The 17,440-nt window shown below is 44.1% G+C and carries 15 protein-coding genes and 1 pseudogene; 10 read left to right on the top strand and 6 right to left on the bottom strand.

The features are described 5' to 3' along the window. The first annotated feature begins 30 nt into the window (after positions 1-30). The 5 genes and pseudogenes from XDD1_RS15325 (at position 31) to xni (ending at position 6,033) form a co-directional block, all read left to right on the top strand. A complete protein-coding gene (locus XDD1_RS15325; RefSeq protein ID WP_045972526.1) occupies positions 31-1,722 on the top strand; it encodes a cholesterol oxidase substrate-binding domain-containing protein in 1,692 nt (563 codons plus the stop codon). A gap of 122 nt (positions 1,723-1,844) precedes the next feature. Continuing rightward, positions 1,845-2,759, top strand: coding sequence for a YopJ family acetyltransferase (locus XDD1_RS15330; protein ID WP_045972528.1), 915 nt, complete (start codon positions 1,845-1,847; stop codon positions 2,757-2,759). Positions 2,760-2,868: 109 nt separating this feature from the next. Then, the gene (gene queF, locus XDD1_RS15335) at positions 2,869-3,714 is read left to right on the top strand and encodes an NADPH-dependent 7-cyano-7-deazaguanine reductase QueF (RefSeq protein WP_045972530.1); all 846 of its coding nucleotides are present in this window, start codon (positions 2,869-2,871) and stop codon (positions 3,712-3,714) included. Positions 3,715-3,745: 31 nt separating this feature from the next. Further along, positions 3,746-5,112: pseudogene (gene ppnN / locus XDD1_RS15340) on the top strand (nucleotide 5'-monophosphate nucleosidase PpnN). 165 nt (positions 5,113-5,277) lie between these two features. Further along, positions 5,278-6,033 (top strand): flap endonuclease Xni, encoded by a 756-nt coding sequence (xni, locus tag XDD1_RS15345; RefSeq protein ID WP_045972532.1) that lies wholly within the window; start codon positions 5,278-5,280, stop codon positions 6,031-6,033. A 9-nt stretch (positions 6,034-6,042) separates the two neighbouring features. Here the strand turns inward: xni and XDD1_RS15350 are convergent, their stop codons facing one another. The 5 genes from XDD1_RS15350 to XDD1_RS15370 form a co-directional block, all read right to left on the bottom strand. Further along, positions 6,043-7,404: a TolC family outer membrane protein gene (locus XDD1_RS15350; RefSeq protein WP_231854524.1), complete on the bottom strand. Its 1,362-nt coding sequence runs from the start codon at positions 7,402-7,404 to the stop codon at positions 6,043-6,045. A gap of 11 nt (positions 7,405-7,415) precedes the next feature. Continuing rightward, on the bottom strand, positions 7,416-8,750 hold the full coding sequence (locus tag XDD1_RS15355; protein WP_045973694.1) for an HlyD family type I secretion periplasmic adaptor subunit: 1,335 nt from the start codon (positions 8,748-8,750) through the stop codon (positions 7,416-7,418). A 37-nt stretch (positions 8,751-8,787) separates the two neighbouring features. Then, positions 8,788-10,563, bottom strand: coding sequence for a type I secretion system permease/ATPase (locus tag XDD1_RS15360; RefSeq protein WP_045972536.1), 1,776 nt, complete (start codon positions 10,561-10,563; stop codon positions 8,788-8,790). Between the two features lie 59 nt (positions 10,564-10,622). Continuing rightward, complete coding sequence (locus tag XDD1_RS15365) at positions 10,623-10,934, bottom strand: protease inhibitor Inh/omp19 family protein (RefSeq protein WP_045972538.1); 312 nt, start codon at positions 10,932-10,934, stop codon at positions 10,623-10,625. A gap of 178 nt (positions 10,935-11,112) precedes the next feature. After that, positions 11,113-12,573, bottom strand: a complete 1,461-nt coding sequence (locus XDD1_RS15370; RefSeq protein ID WP_045972540.1) for a serralysin family metalloprotease — start codon at positions 12,571-12,573, stop codon at positions 11,113-11,115. An 887-nt stretch (positions 12,574-13,460) separates the two neighbouring features. Here XDD1_RS15370 and XDD1_RS20095 point away from each other — a divergent pair. Together XDD1_RS20095 and XDD1_RS15375 are read left to right on the top strand one after the other, a co-directional pair. Then, positions 13,461-13,601 (top strand): hypothetical protein, encoded by a 141-nt coding sequence (locus XDD1_RS20095; RefSeq protein WP_231854417.1) that lies wholly within the window; start codon positions 13,461-13,463, stop codon positions 13,599-13,601. Beyond that, positions 13,598-13,918 carry a hypothetical protein gene (locus XDD1_RS15375; RefSeq protein ID WP_045972542.1) on the top strand — a complete coding sequence of 107 codons (321 nt, stop codon included), beginning with the start codon at positions 13,598-13,600 and terminating at the stop codon, positions 13,916-13,918. Before XDD1_RS20095 ends, XDD1_RS15375 begins: the two co-directional genes overlap by 4 nt. Here the strand turns inward: XDD1_RS15375 and XDD1_RS15380 are convergent. Next, positions 13,913-14,956 (bottom strand): IS630 family transposase, encoded by a 1,044-nt coding sequence (locus XDD1_RS15380; RefSeq protein WP_045972544.1) that lies wholly within the window; start codon positions 14,954-14,956, stop codon positions 13,913-13,915. The two genes, XDD1_RS15375 and XDD1_RS15380, sit on opposite strands and share 6 nt — an antisense overlap. Before the next feature lie 87 nt (positions 14,957-15,043). Between XDD1_RS15380 and XDD1_RS15385 the strand changes: the two genes are divergently transcribed. The 3 genes from XDD1_RS15385 to XDD1_RS15395 are packed head-to-tail and all read left to right on the top strand — an operon-like array spanning position 15,044 to position 17,366. Continuing rightward, the gene (locus XDD1_RS15385; RefSeq protein WP_231854418.1) at positions 15,044-16,048 is read left to right on the top strand and encodes an NAD(P)/FAD-dependent oxidoreductase; all 1,005 of its coding nucleotides are present in this window, start codon (positions 15,044-15,046) and stop codon (positions 16,046-16,048) included. After that, a complete protein-coding gene (locus XDD1_RS15390) occupies positions 16,045-16,896 on the top strand; it encodes a N5-glutamine methyltransferase family protein (protein ID WP_045972546.1) in 852 nt (283 codons plus the stop codon). Before XDD1_RS15385 ends, XDD1_RS15390 begins: the two co-directional genes overlap by 4 nt. Positions 16,897-16,943: 47 nt before the next feature. Next, the gene (locus tag XDD1_RS15395; RefSeq protein WP_045972548.1) at positions 16,944-17,366 is read left to right on the top strand and encodes a PLP-dependent aminotransferase family protein; all 423 of its coding nucleotides are present in this window, start codon (positions 16,944-16,946) and stop codon (positions 17,364-17,366) included. Positions 17,367-17,440 lie beyond the last annotated feature (74 nt).

Raw genomic sequence — 17,440 nt, forward strand, 5'->3', positions numbered from 1 at the left:
ATTTCCAATTAAAAACAAAGGAAATAAAACATGCCATCATCAGATTCACTTAAAAAAGAAGATATTTGCTTACAAAAGGAGATAATTACCGAAATAGAATATCACTTACCCAACTTTCCCAAAGAAGTGATGTGGAAGATGATCAATTTTAAAAATTGGTCAGGAGAAATTCGTGCCGATAATATCCCTTGCTGTATACCGAAAACAGCCGAAGAGATTATTTCCGTGGTGAATTGGGCATGGCAAGAAAACTATAAATTAAGGCCCATCGGGCAATCACATAATTGGTCGCCACTGCTCCTGGCATCAGGGCAAAGTTTTAGAAATCGCATTATGCTGCTGGATCTTTCTGCTCATTTTACCCATGTCAATATCGAGCATCGTTCTCAGTTTTCCATCGTGACCGCACAAACCGGGATATTAATGGAAACGTTACTGACCCAAATGGAAGAACAGGGCTTGGGCTTTACGGCAACCCCCGCGCCCGGTGATTTGACACTCGGCGCGGTTCTCGCCATCGACGGGCATGGCACGGCCATTAAAGCGCTTGACGAGATCCCGCTGCCTGGGCACACATTCGGCTCTCTCAGTAATGCGATATTATCCCTTTCTGCTGTGGTATGGGATAAAGACAATCAGCAATATACCATTAGGCATTTTGAGCGACATGAGCCTGATTGCGCGCCGTTATTAACCCATATCGGTTGTTCGCTGATTTTGGAAGTTCAACTTCAGGCGGGTAAAAATCAACGTCTTCGCTGTCAGAGTTTCACCGATATTCCGGCAGATGAATTATTTGCCCCACCGGAAAGCGCAAAAGAAAAACGAACTTTTAGTGATTTTCTGGATAAAAGTGGTCGGGCTGAAATCATTTTATTCCCCTTTACACCTGCACCGTGGCTAAAAGTCTGGAGTGTCGCTCCCACCAAGCCGGCTGCCAGCATTGAAGTTAAGGCACCTTATAACTACCCCTTTTCCGATAATATTTCCCCCACCCTATCGGATATCGCGGATAATCTTCTGGCTAATTTCCCGCTGATAACGCCTCTGGTGAGTGAAATGCAATATCAACTGACCCATGCCGCCTTACAAAATAGTGGGAAAGATATCTGGGGTTGGAGTAAAAACCTGTTGTTATATGTCAAACCCACCACATTGCGTGTTACCGCCAATGGTTATGCGGTATTAACCCAACGTAAAAATATCCAACTGGTATTGAATAAATTTTATACTCACTGGAAGCAATTAATACAACACTATGCAAACCAAGGGAAATTTCCGATCAATGGCCCACTTGAAGTTAGGGTGACTGGATTAGATGATCCCACCGAAGTGGTGTATGCCGAAGCGGCTGTTTCTGCCCTATCAGCCATTCGCCCCCGGCTGGATCGACCGGAATGGGATGTCGCCGTCTGGCTTGATGTCTTAACCTTTCCAGAAACCCCCTATGCCATTGAATTTTGTCGTCAATTTGAACAGTGGCTATTCAACGAGTTTGAGGGTTCTTATGCCTGCGCCCGTGTTGAATGGAGTAAAGGCTGGGCTTATGGTGCTAACCGCGCATGGGAGGATCAGGAAGTATTGGGCAACATCATTCCGGCGTCATTGACTGCTGGCTTGCCTGCTGATAATAACTGGGTTTCGGCAGTTTCAGCATTACAGAAGTATGATCCACATCACTTATTTAGATCGCCATTATTGGATAAATTGTTTCCTGTATAAATTCTTAAATATTAAATTAGTGGATATAATGAATGTATCCACTAATTCTTCGAGAAAACATTAATAATTCGTAATCAATAATACCCCATCGATAGCACCTTGAATAGCATAAGGAATTAAACATGAATCGAAATAACTTGCTTGAATATAGAGATGAAATTCTCAGAAAAAAAGAAACACACAAGCAATTTGATAAATTCAGTCTAGATCAGGGTAACATTAGACAAATAATAAACGTTCTTAATATGAAATATGTTAATATGAATACAGAACTTTTATTATCACAGTTACTTACACCAGACATACTAAATAATTTACCGCCTAGTAGCCATAAAAGATTTATTTTACAAACTAATACCGGAGGCACAGGACAACACTTTACCGCCACCAATGTGTTCAAAGATAGCGAAGGGAGAATTTCTATCATTGCTATAGATTCAGGAATCGGATCTAATGCATTTATTCATTTTAACATACATCGTAATTTTCTAAATTCAAATCCAGAAAAATTAAAAAAACTTTACATTTATTCTCAAATACAAAACAGCCCTGCTGATTGTCTTATTTTTTCCGTACATTTCGTGAAAAAAATGTATAAGCACCAAACACACTTTGTAGAATTACATCACAAACTTTTTAACGATCAAATTTCATTTATATTCGAAAAAGATAAATACCATCCTGAAAATAGTCGTCAATATAATAATGAAGATTGTGCTAGTTCTAATGCTGTCTACCTTGATCAAGCTATAAAATTATTACCTATTGATTTTTTTAAACATGCTCAGTCAAGAAGTATTATTAATGCCTACTTAGAATGTCACCCAAATGAAAGATTAAAAACGGTTAACAAACAAAAATGGGAATCTCTTGAAAAGAGATATACACGTCATGCCACCGTTCTCAAGATTGGTGATGAAATCCAATACTATACGAAAACTGGGGAACCAAAAATCTACAGCAATTCCATTGAGGCCAAAAGACTCAGCCTCGTAGAAGAGGCATTAAAATGGATGATAGAACACGATGAATTTTAAGAGCTACGCTTAATATCAATGCACAATAAAAATACGAACCATCAGGATTCCTTGATACACTACGGGCTTACCTTACCGTCTAAAGATAGTTCAGCTTCAAGGAATCCTAATGTCTCTGTATCAAGATAATCAGGCACTCGCCCAACTCACATTGGGTAAACCCACTCCCTACCGCGATAACTACGATCCCACATTATTACAAGCGGTTCCCCGCAGTCTGAACCGGGAGCCGCTTGGACTCTATCCTGACAATCTCCCGTTTCATGGGGCAGATATCTGGACAATGTACGAACTTTCCTGGCTCAACGCGCGTGGCGTTCCTCAAGTTGCCATCGGCCATGTCAGTTTAGATGCAGCCAGTACAAATCTGATCGAATCAAAAAGTTTTAAGCTTTATCTGAACAGTTTTAACCAAACCCGCTTTGCGGATTGGGAAACGGTACAAAAAACCTTGCAACACGATTTATCGGTTTGCGCCAATGGCAAGATTGAAGTTGTTCTGCATCCCCTCCATGCTTTCAGCCAGCAGCCCATTGCCGAATTTGCCGGAGAATGTATCGATAATCAGGATATTGACATTGATGATTATCAATTCAATCGTGATTATCTTAATCAGGCAGCAATCGGCCCTGTGGTTGAGGAAACGCTGGTAAGTCATTTGCTGAAATCAAATTGCCTGATCACCCACCAGCCCGATTGGGGATCGGTGATGATCCGCTATAAAGGCGCCAAAATCGATCAGGAAAAGCTGCTGCGCTACTTAGTGTCTTTCCGGCATCACAATGAGTTTCATGAACAGTGTGTCGAGCGTATTTTCAATGACTTAATGGCCTTATGCGCCCCGGAAACACTCACGGTTTATGCTCGTTATACCCGTCGGGGAGGATTGGATATCAATCCGTGGCGCAGTAATGAAGCCTTTGTTCCCACAACAGGAAGGTTAGCCCGCCAGTAATCGAACCCGCACGGGGTAAAAGGAGTCATTCGTGATTACACATGTCAATCCATTAGGATCAATGGATTTACTCTCTCAGCTTGAAGTCGATATGCTTAAGCGTACCGCAAGCAGTGATTTATACCGCCTTTTCCGTAACTGTTCACTGGCGGTTCTCAATTCTGGTAGTCAAACAGATAACAGCAAAGAGTTACTGTCAAAACATCAAGATTTTGATATCAGCGTACTGCGTCGGGAGCGGGGCGTAAAACTGGAACTCGTCAATCCCCCGGAAGACGCTTTTGTTGACGGCAAAATCATTCGCTCCCTGCAGCCAATCTTTTCGCTGTCCTGCGCGATATTTTGTTTGTTCACGCACAAATTGCCAGCGCCCAGAAAGCACATAATTTGAATATGGAAAATGGTATGCACATTACCAATACCATTTTCTCCATCCTGCGCAACGCCAAAGCCCTGCATATCTCGGAAGAACCCAATATGATTGTTTGTTGGGGCGGCCATTCCATCAATGAAAAAGAGTACTTATACGGGCGCAAGGTCGGCAATGAGCTTGGACTACGTGAACTCAATATCTGTACGGGTTGCGGTCCCGGCGCAATGGAAGCGCCAATGAAAGGTGCCGCAGTCGGGCATGCCCAGCAGAATTACAGAAAAAGTCGTTTCATCGGCATTACCGAACCGTCAATTATTGCGGCGGAGCCACCCAATCCGCTGGTCAATGAACTGGTCATCATGCCGGATATTGAAAAACGTCTGGAAGCCTTTGTCCGTATTGCCCACGGCATTATTATCTTCCCCGGCGGCGTCGGAACGGCAGAAGAGTTGTTGTATTTGCTGTCTATCTTGATGAACCCTGAAAATAAAGATCAAGTTCTGCCGCTGGTTTTAACCGGCCCCAAAGAGAGCGCCAATTACTTTCAGGTGCTGGATGAATTTATCGTCAATACGCTGGGGAAACAGGCTCGCCGCCACTATCGCATTATTGTGGATGCGCCGGCAGAAGTAGCCCGCATCATGAAAAAAGCCATGCCGGACGTTCAGGACAATCGCCGTGCAACCGGAGATGCCTATAGCTTCAACTGGTCACTGAAAATCAGCCCTGATCTCCAGTCGCCGTTCATTCCGTCCCACGAAAATATGGCTAACCTGAATTTATACCCAAATCAGCCACCGGAAAAACTGGCCTCAGCCCTACGACGTGCATTTTCTGGTATTGTGGCCGGCAATGTCAAAGAAGCGGGGATTCAGGCCATAGAAAAACAGGGCGCATTCAAAATCCACGGTGATGTAGACATGATGCATCGCATGGATCACCTGCTGAAAGATTTTGTCGAGCAGGATCGCATGAAACTGCCCGGAGGGACGGTTTATCAACCCTGTTATGACATAATCAAATAAATTGCAGATACCTCATCAAAATTTAAATAGCGTTTCAAAATGACAGGCATCAATCTTGTCCCGTGCGACGCGCGGGACAAGATTGCAGACTTTCACTATGATGAAAATTTATTTAATCATGAGGCTGGTGCCAGGGAATGAACTCACGGAGGGAAGATAACGACCATGATACACCTTTTAATTGTAGACGCCTTAAATCTGATTCGACGCATTCATGCAGTACAGGGAAGCCCTTGCATCCCTGCCTGTGAACATGCGTTAAAGCAGTTAATCACCCACGCTTCCCCCACCCATGCGGTGGCGGTATTTGACGAAGATGATCGCAGCCATAGCTGGCGCCATCAACTTTTCCCCGATTACAAAGCAGGGCGTGCGGCCATGCCGGATGACTTGCAGCAAGAGATGCCATTCATTAAGCAGGCATTCGATGCGCTGGGAGTCGCTTGCTGGCACATAGAAGGGCATGAAGCCGATGATTTGGCCGCCACACTGGCAACCAAAGTCGCCAAGAGCGGGTATCATGTCACGATCGTTTCAACCGATAAAGGCTACTGCCAGCTTCTGTCTCCCCATATCCAAATTCGTGATTACTTCCAAAAACGCTGGCTGGATTTACCCTTCGTCCAGCAAGCATTTGGGGTTGCCCCTCACCAACTGCCTGATTATTGGGGGCTTGCGGGTATCAGCAGCAGTAAAATCCCCGGTGTTCAGGGTATTGGCCCCAAAACAGCCGCCACCCTGCTGCAACAAGCGGGTTCATTGGATAATCTGTTCCAGCATTTGGATACCCAACCGGATAAATGGCGCAAAAAATTAGCCGCTCACAAAGAAATGGCGTATATCAGCCGTGAAATAGCTTCGCTAAGAACCGATTTGTTATTGCAGGGAAATTTGCAGCAATTACGGCTGATTAAGAGATAAGGGATCACCTCAGCCAAAATAATCCGCAATTAACTTAATATGTTCACCGTTTAATTGGCCGGATTCATTTAATAACCCAATCCACGCTTTCATATAGTCATATTTGGCCTGAGACAGTTCACGACGGGCAGTGTAGAGTTGTTGTTCGGCATTCAAGATATCGACATTTACCCGCTGCCCCAGTGCCACACTTTTTTGTGTCGCTTTTACCTGTAATGCCGCCGCTTCCACCGCCATTTCATAAGCGCGTATCCGCTTTTCGCCATTCACGCAAGCGTTATAATGGCGTCTCAGGGCATTGAGGATCTCCCCCGTCTGGGCATCCATTTCAAATTTCGTCTTGCCATAGTTGGCGGCGGATTGACGCACGGACGCCGCCGTCCCGCCGCCATTATAGAGATTCATGGAGACGCGCAATCCAAGGGAATCTGTGCGGTATTTTTGATCGATGCTGTTATCGCTGCTGGATTTATTTTCGCTGTGGGACGCATACAGCTCCAGTTTTGGCAGATACCCCGCCCGGCTGCGTGCAATATCATGATGCGCCACCTCCACTTTCTGGCGGGCAACCGCCAGTTGCGGATTCTGGCGTAATGCCCGTTGTTCCCAATCGGTGTAATGTGCCAGTTCCAGTTTGAGGGGGTTGAACCGCGGGGCGTCGGATAAACGATTAACCGGCAAATCCACCGGCAACGGGATGCCAACCAGTAACTGCAAATCACGCATGGCGGCATCCAGTTCATCTTGCACCGCTAACTCATCCGCCAATACCTGACTGTAACGCGCTTGGGTTTCCGCGATATCGGTGCGGGTACCTTCACCGGAAGAGAATAACTTTTGGTTACGTTCCAGTTGCGCCTCATAAGCTGCCCGTTGCTGGACAACCTGCGCCAGCCTATCCTGCGCATACGCGACAGCCATATAATGGTTCACTACCCTGACCGCCAGTTGCTGGCTGTCCGCCCGAAAACGGCTGTCACTCATCAGGGCGTAAGCCTGACGGGTGCGATAACGCGCCCACGCTTCGAAATCAATCAACGGCTGGGTCAAGATAACCGCCCCGCTATAACTGTGATACTGTCGGTCACGGCTCTCCCTGACAATCCGGTTCCGCGGATCGAAAGATTGCGACTCCATCTGCTGCCAGTTTTTGGGCGCATTCTGGTAACTCAGGGATAACTTGGGCAACAGTTCCGCCAACCCAAGGTTTTTTTCTTCCTGACCCGCTTCCTGCTCTTTAATCGCTGCCTGAAAGGTCGGATCGTGCTGCAAGGCCAGCGCATAGGCTTCCGTTAAGGAAAGGGCACTGGCAGAGCGGGGAGATAACGCCAGCAGCAGTATCGATAAAAACCAGACAACGCGGTGAACCATCAACATTCCCATTACTCCTCAATCAGCGAGGTCGATGCCCTGTCCACTAATGGCTTGAACAGATAACTCAACAATGAACGCGAACCGGTTTTGACGAACACTTCAACCGGCATCCCCGGTTTGATATTCAGGCCGGCCAGTTTCTCCATGCCTGCCGGCGTGACTCTCAAGCGCATCTGGTAATAAGGTTCCCTGGTCCGTTCATCGACCAAACGGTCGGCAGAAATTACCATCACCTTGCCCGCCACTTTCGGCGTCCGGTTCTGATTGAATGCGGTAAACATCAAATCAACCTCTTGCCCCACGGCAACTTTATCAATCAGGTGCACCATCAAACGCGCCTCGACTTCCAGTGCACTCTGGGTCGGCAGGATCTCCATTAATTTCTCGCCGGCAGCCACCACGCCGCCCTGCGTAAATACGGTTAACCCCACCACCGAGCCGTCTGCCGGCGCAATAATGGCCGTCTGTGACCGATCAAATTGCGCCGTTTCCAGCTTGTTTTTCAACTCATTTGCCAATACCTGCACATCAGCCAACTGGCTGCGCACTTCCCGTTGGTAATCGGCCTGACGCTGGATAATCCGCTGCTGCGTTTCCTGCCGCTGCTTTTCAAGCTGCCCCATTTTGCCGCTCATTTCCGCGATATTGCCGCTTAATTCACTTTGACTGCGCAGTAATTCCAGATAGCGGTTACGGGGGAAATAGCCCTCTTCCGTCAGCGGTTGCAAATTCGTCACCTGCTCCTTAAGCGAAATTTGCTGCTGCTGTTTACTTACCAAGGCTGCCCGCAACCCCTTGATTTGAAAATTCAGCCCTTCTTCGGCCTGCCGCATGCCCGCCAAATCACTGCGCAACATTTCACGACGGGATAAAAAGAGCTGTTTTTGTAAGGCCAGAATTTCATGAACCCGTGGCTCTGATGACGGGTTCAGAAACTCAGGAAAAACAACGTCCTCCTGCCCTTGCTGCTCGGCCAACAGCCGGGCTTCGGTGGCTAAGGTGGTATAAAGCTGCTGTTTCAGGGAATCAATTTGGGCATTCACCTGCACCTGACTGAGCTGAACCAATACCTGCCCGGCCTTCACTTGTTCGCCCTCTTTCACCTGAATGTGATTGATAATGCCATTTACCGGGGATTGTACGGTTTTGCGATTGCCATCCACCACGACTGTACCCGATGACGCCACGCCTTTATCGAGTGGCGCAAATGCCGCCCAGATGAAAAAACCCAGAATGCCAACCCCAATCACCAGCCAACCGATCCGCAGGTAACGATTGGCATCCAGCGGCAATAATTCCGACGCCTCGTGTTGGGCATCCTTTGCATTCGTCTGATAGGACATTTTTACTCCCAGATAAAAATCATGGATAGAAATCATGTTACGAGGCTCGTTCGGCCGTTTTTAGCGGTGACTGTGGTTGTGAAGGCGATGGTGAAGGCGATTGAGACTGAGACAGCGCCGCCATTACCTGTTGGGAAGGACCAAACATTTTCATTTTCCCCTGTACCAACAGCAAAATCTTGCTGGTTTGCGAGAGCAATGACGGCCTGTGGGTGATAACCACCACGGTTTTCCCCTGTTCCCGCAATTGGGCGATCGCACGGCTCAAGGCTTTTTCACCGATATCATCCAGATTCGAATTCGGTTCATCCAACACCACCAGCGATGGATTGCCATACAGCGCACGCGCCAAACCGATCCGCTGTTTCTGCCCGCCGGACAACCCCATGCCGCCTGCGCCGATAACCGTGTCATATCCCCGCTCAAGATTGAGTACCAATTCATGAACACCGGCTTTTTTCGCCGCCTCAATGACTTTTTCCGCTTCAATCTCATTAAAACGGGCAATATTCTCCGCGATCGTGCCGCCAAACAGTTCAATCTCCTGCGGCAGATAACCAATGGAAACGCCTAACTCATCTTTGTTCCACTGGTAGATATCCGCATTATCAAGCCGTACAACCCCTTCCTGTGCCGGCCATATCCCGACCAACAGGCGAGCCAGCGTCGATTTCCCTGACGCACTGGGGCCAATCACGCCCAGAACATCCCCCGCCTCCAGCGCGAAATTGATATCCTGCAATACATAGGGGCTATTTCCGTTTTGCGCGACCTGACGTGCCCGTGTTTTACTCGGCGGCATGGCGGAAACGTTTTCCATCAGCAACACGCCCTTCGGCGGCGGCAATGACATGCCACTTTTACGTTCCGGCTGGGCTTGCAGCAGCTTATTCAGCCGTTGCCACGACAGCCGCGCCGCGCTCCAACTCTTCCATGCCTGTATCAACTGTTCAATGGGCGACAACGCCCTGCCCATCAGAATAGAACCCGCAATCATCATGCCGGGGGTGATATGGCCTTCAATCGCCAACCAGCCGCCCAAGCCAAGGATCAGCGATTGCAACGCCATGCGTACCGTTTTGGTCAACGCCGTAATCGCGGCCGCACGTTCACTGGCAATACGCTGAAAATTGAGAAAACGCTGATGCAGGCCAAACCAGCGCTGGCGCAATGCCGGCAACATGCCGAGCGCCTCAATCACTTCGGCATTACGCAAATTGGTACTGGCTAAGTTAGCGGAACGTAAAGAAAGATGGCTGGCTTCCGCTAAAGGCGCTTGAGACAGCCATTGGTTCAGCACGGCCAGCGCAATCAACATGATCGCCCCCACCAGCGCCAATAATCCCAAATACGGGCTGAACAGGAAAATAACGCCAAGATAGACCGGGAACCAAGGCGCATCAAAAAAGGCAAACAGGGCATTGCCCGTCAGGAACTGGCGAATGGTCGCCAGGTCATTAAGCATCTGCCCGGCATCGGTGGAACCGTTTTTCAGGTTAGATTCATAGGAAGCGGTATAAACCCGCTGGTTCAGGCACATATCAAACTGATTGCCGATACGGATCACCACCTGACTGCGGATATATTCCAGCCCGCCCATCATGGCGAACATCCCCAGTGTGATTAATGTCAGCATCAGCAAGGTCATTTCATTACTGGATGGCAGCACCCGGTCATAGACTTGCAGCATATAAATGGAGGGAACCAGCATCAGCAAGTTGATAAATGCCGTAAATAATCCAATAGTCCAGAAGACCTTGCTGCGGGCACGGAGAACCTCCGTGATTTCATCCTTCGGAAAGCGTAATTTCACTGCAATCCCTTCATATTAACGGAAGCAAAATAAATGCGTTATCGGCATGAACGACTGAATTAGCCATTGAGTGTCAGGGTCAGTTCCCGGCCATCAACAAAATAAGCGATCCACTGTTCTGACCCATGACTGAAAAAGGCCACGCTGTTGCCATCACTATCGGTCAACGTGATGCCATCAGGCGACGGATACCATCCTGCAACCGACTGCCCAATTAACTCAGTGACACAAGCATCGCCTTTCGCCGCCCAAACTGTTCCCTCGGCTAAACGCGTATCCGTCAATTCAATACGGCACTGCTTATTCCCATCGGAGAGTTGCCATAACCCTTTCAACTCGCCAGCGGGTGGAAGTCTCAAACTACTTGCCATACATCCTCCTGTAACAAAGAGAGAGAAAATTATCGATAAGATCAAGGTTGATAAAAACGGTTTCGATCGATAAAACCGATAACCGCAAAGCAAGGGTTCCATCATCTTTCATTTCCACAATAATACTGCCGTCGCCTGAGGGGCATACGGCAATATTTTATTAAGGTGATAACAGCAATTAGACGATGAAATCGGCTTCCGTCAACGGCTGACCGACAACTTTCACCAGAAAATCATTGCCCGCCAGATCACCGCCAAGGCTAATTTCCAGATCAGTCACATCATTCGCTTCATCATAAGTGAACAGCACTTCGCCCGCCTTACCTGAGAACGCATCGACAAATTTGATATCGCCGGTAGCGCCGAAATTGAAATCAGACAGGTCAATCTTGTCTTCACCAGAGACGAAATCGTGGATCCAGTCTGGATTGTCTTTCAGTGATTCTTTGCCGTCTAAGTACACAAACGTGTCGTTGCCTTCACCACCCCACAGATGATCACCGCCCAGACCGCCATAAATGACGTCATCGCCTGCGCCGCCTTTCAGGATATTATCTGCGCTGTTACCGACCAGAATATCGTCACCGCTGCCGCCGATGGCGTTTTCAATCACGACACCACGGGCAATCGAAACGTTGCCTTTCAAGCCACCAACATCGGAGAAAGCACCTTCATTCAGGTTGATACGCTGATTTTGGCTAAAACCAGAGAAATCAAAGGTATCTTCACCGCCGGCATCCCAGACACTGAAGACGAGTTTGCTGTTCGCATCAGTAGCGGTCATAAAATCGCGATCGGTATTGGAATTAAAACCATATACGGTATCCCCTGTGCGGGTTTCCATATTCGCGCCATACAGATCCTGAATGGCGGAAATATCATTCAGCAACGGTGCCGATGAATAATTTCCTTTGAAATCTTGACCTGTATATTTTTCACTGAAATAACTCATAACAGTATGAGCACGGGTATCTTCGAAATATTCCGCTGAATTGATATAGCCTGGGCGTATTTTATCAGAAGCGTCATAATCGGCAGGATGTTCCAACCCTAATGCATGACCAATTTCATGCGTGAACGTCTGGCGGGCATAACCATTCACACCAATATCATTATCAGCAAAAGTCTGGTCTTTAACATGATACCAAGAATAAGCCGTTTTCTGCCCATTTGGCAAAGTGGCGAATGCGTAATCGTCACTGCTGCTGTAATCAAAAAAACCAAAAGTGATATTGGCTTTTTTCATACTATCTACTTCGGTAAATTTAATATTGGCAACATCAGACCAAGATTGTAAAGAGAGTCTTGCCGCATCTTTCTGTTCTTCATTAAAGGCACTGAAATCAGAAATATCAAACAACGGCATTATCGAAAATTTCGCACCCTGAATACGGACAGAAGGCTCAGTTTCCAGAAAATGGTACGATAATTCCAATGTACCGGAAGAATTAACGTATTTATTGGTCCAGTGATAATTTCCACGCAAAAGCTCATTAGGCGCTTCATCGGCTAATACCTTATGTGCCACACGGACACCCGGATCAGAATTTGGCACGTAGGCATTGAGCAGTGAATTAACATCCTGAACAGAATGGGAATCAGATAACCCCGAATAGGTATATTTTTTCTTTGAGGCCATGTAAATCTCCTGTAACAACAAGATAACTATTCTAAAACCCGAAATTTTTATAATAACGGGAGTAAGAGTTTTAAATTCTTTCCAAGGTGCCCTTAGAAGAAAAACTCCAGAATAAAATAGCGTTAGTTAGGGCCTGTGTAAAAATAATTCATATATCTTTTTAGAATACATATTGAGCAAATTTAATTTATGTAATTAATTATTTATTTCTCAATGAAATTTTTTTGATACTAAAAAACAACATTATTTACTACCGGGAAATGTTGTTTTTATCTGCTGGGAATTGATCTTAAGGAAGGATTATGTTTTTATTTTTTATTCAGAGAATAACTCAGTCAGATGAGTGATTTTTGGTTTAGCTATTAATCAGATCGCTCAATTTTGATTGAATTTCCTACTCGCAATCTATTATTTAGAACAAGTAACTAATAATTTACTCCTTGTTATTGTCATGAGTATCACTATAACGCAATAGGCATTGTTTAATTTTAATTAAAAATAATCACACACCCAGCTAATATAGGTATGAAATCATTATTTATAAAAACAGACAAAATTAATAACATTATAAGAAAATAAATTAAACGACAAATAAAAAACATAACAATCCGTTTTAAACAAAACACTAAATTTTTTAAGTAAAAGACCGGAATTACAACAAAAAAAACACTATTAACACTACGTTTTAATTTCAATATAAATAATAACAAAAATAACCCCGAATATATAGGGCCTATTTTTTAACAAAAAGGATTGACATCAATGTAATTTGTCGTTAACTTTCATTTCCAATCGGTTTTACAAAAAAATAGCAAATAAAATTAATAACTATATTTTTTACTTACTCATTTAATTTAAATCATTATTGAATAAATAGGAAATAAACGATGAAATATGATTTTATTGTTATTGGTTCAGGAGCAATAGGTAGTTCCATATCCTATGAATTAGCAAATAGAGAGTTTCTGTTTGTAGAGTCGGCAATACAGATAGAAGTAATTCTGCCTCTAAAGCAGCAGGAGCTATGAATGGTTGCTTTGGTGAGATCACACAAGGTTTATTGGCCAGTCAACACGGAAAATTGAAGTTAGATATGGACTGTATTGCTAAAAAGCTTTGGCCTACATGGGAAAAAAGGCTATCTGATTCCTCCGGTAATGACAAACCATTATTCACAGCGGAAGGAACTCATATAATTCTTAATACTGCTGGAATGAAAGAAGTTGATAGCCTCAATTATGATACTATTGAGCAATCGCTTATTCACTATTCAGTTCCTTATTCAACAATTGATCCACGAGAAATACAATGGCTTAATCCTAATGATCTAAATGCCTTTTCATAATGCTGAGACTCTGATATTTCTGATTCCTTTCAACGTCTTTTTTCCTGACGCCGTTTTTAAAAAAATTTTCACATTTTTAATCAGATGCCACATAAATTGGCAACCATGATTACGGGTAACCGTTTCATGTAACGATTGCCATAACCGCTCTATTTTGTTCAACCAGGGCGAATAAACCGGAAGGAATAAAAGTGTCACGCTTGGATTCTGTCGTAACCACGCTTTTACTGACTTACTTTTATGAATAATGTAGTTGTCTAAAATCACGGTGAGCGTTTCTGCGTGACGATATTGGCGTTTTAATTCTTCTAACGTATTGATAAATAATTGAGCGCTTTTCTTCATGTAACCCGTAAAAACAATTTTGTTGGTCCGGACATCAAGACAACCCGCAACGTAGTATTTTTGATTTTTACCCGGCGTATTAATGCGTTTTTGCTGGCCTTTAAAATACCAGCCCGCCCCGATTTTCGGGTTCAAGTGAATATCCACTTCATCTTCATAAACAACAGGATGTTTCTCTGACGCCCGGGAAAGCGCTTCGGTAATGCGGGCCATTTTTTCTTCATATTCCGGATCGGGTAACTTGACTGTCGGGGCCGCTCTTCTCCAGACAATCCCTTGTTGACGGAAATAACGGTAAAGCGTGCTCATTGAAAGGGTGATATTAAGTAACCTTTTGATTAAAAATACAAAAAAGGCCAGGCTCCATCGGGAACCGAGATAACCGAACTGTTGGGGAGAATGTTCCAATAGATAAGACAGAAAAGGCCAAAGTGGGGTTAAATGCCATCGGGTATGGCGGCCTGCCGGTAAACTGAGTAACCCCATCCATCCCAGCTCCCTAAACCGCTTAATCCAGCGCCAGACAGAAGACTCAGCGCAACACAGTTTATCGGCCACTTGGGAGACCGGCTCTCCTTGGCATAACCAGAGTATGCCCATGATCCGGCGGGCATAATTTTTATCTGTGGTTTTTTGAACGACTTTTTTCATCTGGCGCCGTTCATTTCGGGAGGTTGGTGGTAAGATAAGCATAACTCAGTCCTTCCTTTTGCGGTTTCTTTTATTGCAATCAAGACATTCGCAAAAATAGGACTGAGTTTCTTTGAGACTCCTACCATTTTGGCAAGCCATTTAGTCCGTCCACTTCGTGCCTTATATATTCCTGATGAACATGCCGTAAATTCTGATCTATTACTTAAAAAGCTAGATGCAGCATTTATCAAGGAAGGTGGAACAATTATAGAAGAAAATGCTCAATGTGTGTTAGTTGAAAATGGTAAGGCAATAGGAGTTAAATTATTGAATGGAGAGTGCTTGCAGGCAAACAAGGTTATAGTCGCAGCAGGAGTAAACTCATTAGAACTTCTATGTAATTTACCTGAAATTTCTAAAAGAATCCCTCCAATATTTGCAGGTTATGGTGTATCAATTTTAGTCAGGGTACCAGAAGGCAAAAAGTTGCCAACGTCGGTCATTCGTACTCCTAATAGGGCATTTGCATGTGGCCTACATTGTGTACCACGAGGTGAGAGAATTTTATATCTTGGTGCAACCAATATCTTGGCAGAGAAACCACGTAAACATGCTTTAATTTCTGATGTTCAATTTTTACTAGATTGTGCATTAGAGCAGTTAGATATTAATCTTTATGATGCTGAAATTCTTTCAATTCAAGTCGGCAATAGACCCATTCCTGCTGATGGTTTTCCATTAATAGGGCCATGTGATGATACTAATATATGGCTTGTCACTGGAACATATCGCGATGGATTACACCAATCCCCTTTATTAGCTAATTATATTGCTAATTCTTTGACTGGCGTGGAAAACTCGCAAATTAACCTTGAGGATTTTAACCCTATCCGCCCACCATTAGCTGGCCTACCTCGTGAATTGATAGTTAAAGAAACTGTTCAACAAATGTTTGCTACAGGGTATGAATATCGTTGGGATATCAAACCCTATTGGCTACCATTGCTAGATAAGGGACTAACTGAAAACTATCAGGCTTTGATTGAATCTCTCCATCCTCATTTTACGCCTCCCCCAGAATTGGTCGCATTTTCTTACCTTTATGAATCAATGCGTCAGAAATTACATGCTTACTATGGAGTATGGTCATGAATTTCTCTCATGAATATCAAATTTTTATTGATAATGCTAGGAAACTTTTATCGGAAGCAGGTATTTGGGATGTCGAGTCAGATCTTGAATGTTTGGTCGATCGTTATTTGGAAAGACGCAATAAAGAACAAGCTTATAATGAATTCATGCTTGCAGTTTATGAACGCTGTAATCGCATACCGCTTGGGCATATTGTTAACTCTATAAATTTTGATGGATTACCTTTAGTTGTTGGTTCTGGAGTATTTGTTCCTCGCACTCATAGTCAACTTATTCATAAATGGATTAACAAAGAGAGTAACATTCCTTTTGATTCAACTGTCTTAGATTTATGTTCAGGATGTGGTGCAATTGGTTTATCAATCGCTAAACGTCGTCCAGATTTAAATGTTGTTTGCGTAGAATACGATACGGTGGCCTTTCAATATTTAGTAAGAAATATTAATAGATTATCTAGTTTATCTATAAAGGCCCAAGCATTTCAAACTGATTTACGTGATCTTCAATCACTGGATAAATTTAAAGAGTCAGTCTCATTAATTGTAGCTAATCCGCCATACGTACCAGAAAAATACTCAATATTACCAGAATGGGAGAAACATCATCCTTATGTTTCCGTATATTCTGGAGATGATGGACTGGATTTAATTCGTTTGATCATAATTCAATCTAAGCAATCTCTTAAAGCAAATGGATGGTTGGTTATTGAACACCAAGAAAATCAACAAGATGTCATAAGAAATCTATTTTTAAAAGAAGGTTTTTCCCAAGTTAGAACAATTATTGATAATAATTTTTCAGACACAACTGGTCTTTCAGTTATTACTATTGGTATAAATAACTTTTAATCTTCAGTAGTTAATCTAGTGAATAACAAATTACAGGAGTAACACAAATGAATCAGAGAAATGAACAAGATTGGATGACAATACGTAAATCACGTACAACTGGCATTTTGAATCAAGCTATTAAAGAAGATTTAACTGGTTTCACAGTAACGAAGCGTATTGACAAAAAAATCACAACAGATAAAGGTAAAACTTTTACTGAATTTGTTTCGTGCTCTTATTTAGGTTTAGAAAACCACCCCGCTTTAATAGAAGCAGCTAAACAAGCAATGAGCAAAACTGGAATTCATCTATCATCATCTCGTGGAGCTATGCGCCCACAATATCTACAACAATTAGAAGAATTGTTATCAGAGATTTACAGAGGGAATTCAGTTGTTGTTTTTACATCTACCAGTAATGTTCATCTTGGTGTACCTTGGATTCGCATAGTAAGTGCAATTTCTAAGAAAGGCGGTCAGTTGCTATAGTAGGCATCTTTCTCGCCAAAGGAAAATGCACTATGGCCTATACGCAACTGACCGCCTTTCTTAGAAATTGCACT

The organism is Xenorhabdus doucetiae, assembly GCF_000968195.1.
Classification (GTDB): Bacteria; Pseudomonadota; Gammaproteobacteria; order Enterobacterales; family Enterobacteriaceae; genus Xenorhabdus; species Xenorhabdus doucetiae.

Excerpts from the sequence above, each read along its gene's own strand:
- XDD1_RS15325 (WP_045972526.1), top strand. The coding sequence starts at position 31 with ATGCCATCATCAGATTCACTTAAAAAAGAAGATATTTGCTTACAAAAG.
- XDD1_RS15350 (WP_231854524.1), bottom strand. The coding sequence starts at position 7,404 with ATGGTTCACCGCGTTGTCTGGTTTTTATCGATACTGCTGCTGGCGTTA.
- XDD1_RS15395 (WP_045972548.1), top strand. The coding sequence starts at position 16,944 with ATGAATCAGAGAAATGAACAAGATTGGATGACAATACGTAAATCACGT.
- XDD1_RS15370 (WP_045972540.1), bottom strand. The coding sequence starts at position 12,573 with ATGGCCTCAAAGAAAAAATATACCTATTCGGGGTTATCTGATTCCCAT.
- queF (WP_045972530.1), top strand. The coding sequence starts at position 2,869 with ATGTCTCTGTATCAAGATAATCAGGCACTCGCCCAACTCACATTGGGT.
- xni (WP_045972532.1), top strand. The coding sequence starts at position 5,278 with ATGATACACCTTTTAATTGTAGACGCCTTAAATCTGATTCGACGCATT.
- XDD1_RS15375 (WP_045972542.1), top strand. The coding sequence starts at position 13,598 with ATGAATGGTTGCTTTGGTGAGATCACACAAGGTTTATTGGCCAGTCAA.
- XDD1_RS20095 (WP_231854417.1), top strand. The coding sequence starts at position 13,461 with ATGAAATATGATTTTATTGTTATTGGTTCAGGAGCAATAGGTAGTTCC.
- XDD1_RS15355 (WP_045973694.1), bottom strand. The coding sequence starts at position 8,750 with ATGTCCTATCAGACGAATGCAAAGGATGCCCAACACGAGGCGTCGGAA.
- XDD1_RS15330 (WP_045972528.1), top strand. The coding sequence starts at position 1,845 with ATGAATCGAAATAACTTGCTTGAATATAGAGATGAAATTCTCAGAAAA.
- XDD1_RS15390 (WP_045972546.1), top strand. The coding sequence starts at position 16,045 with ATGAATTTCTCTCATGAATATCAAATTTTTATTGATAATGCTAGGAAA.
- XDD1_RS15365 (WP_045972538.1), bottom strand. The coding sequence starts at position 10,934 with ATGGCAAGTAGTTTGAGACTTCCACCCGCTGGCGAGTTGAAAGGGTTA.
- XDD1_RS15380 (WP_045972544.1), bottom strand. The coding sequence starts at position 14,956 with ATGCTTATCTTACCACCAACCTCCCGAAATGAACGGCGCCAGATGAAA.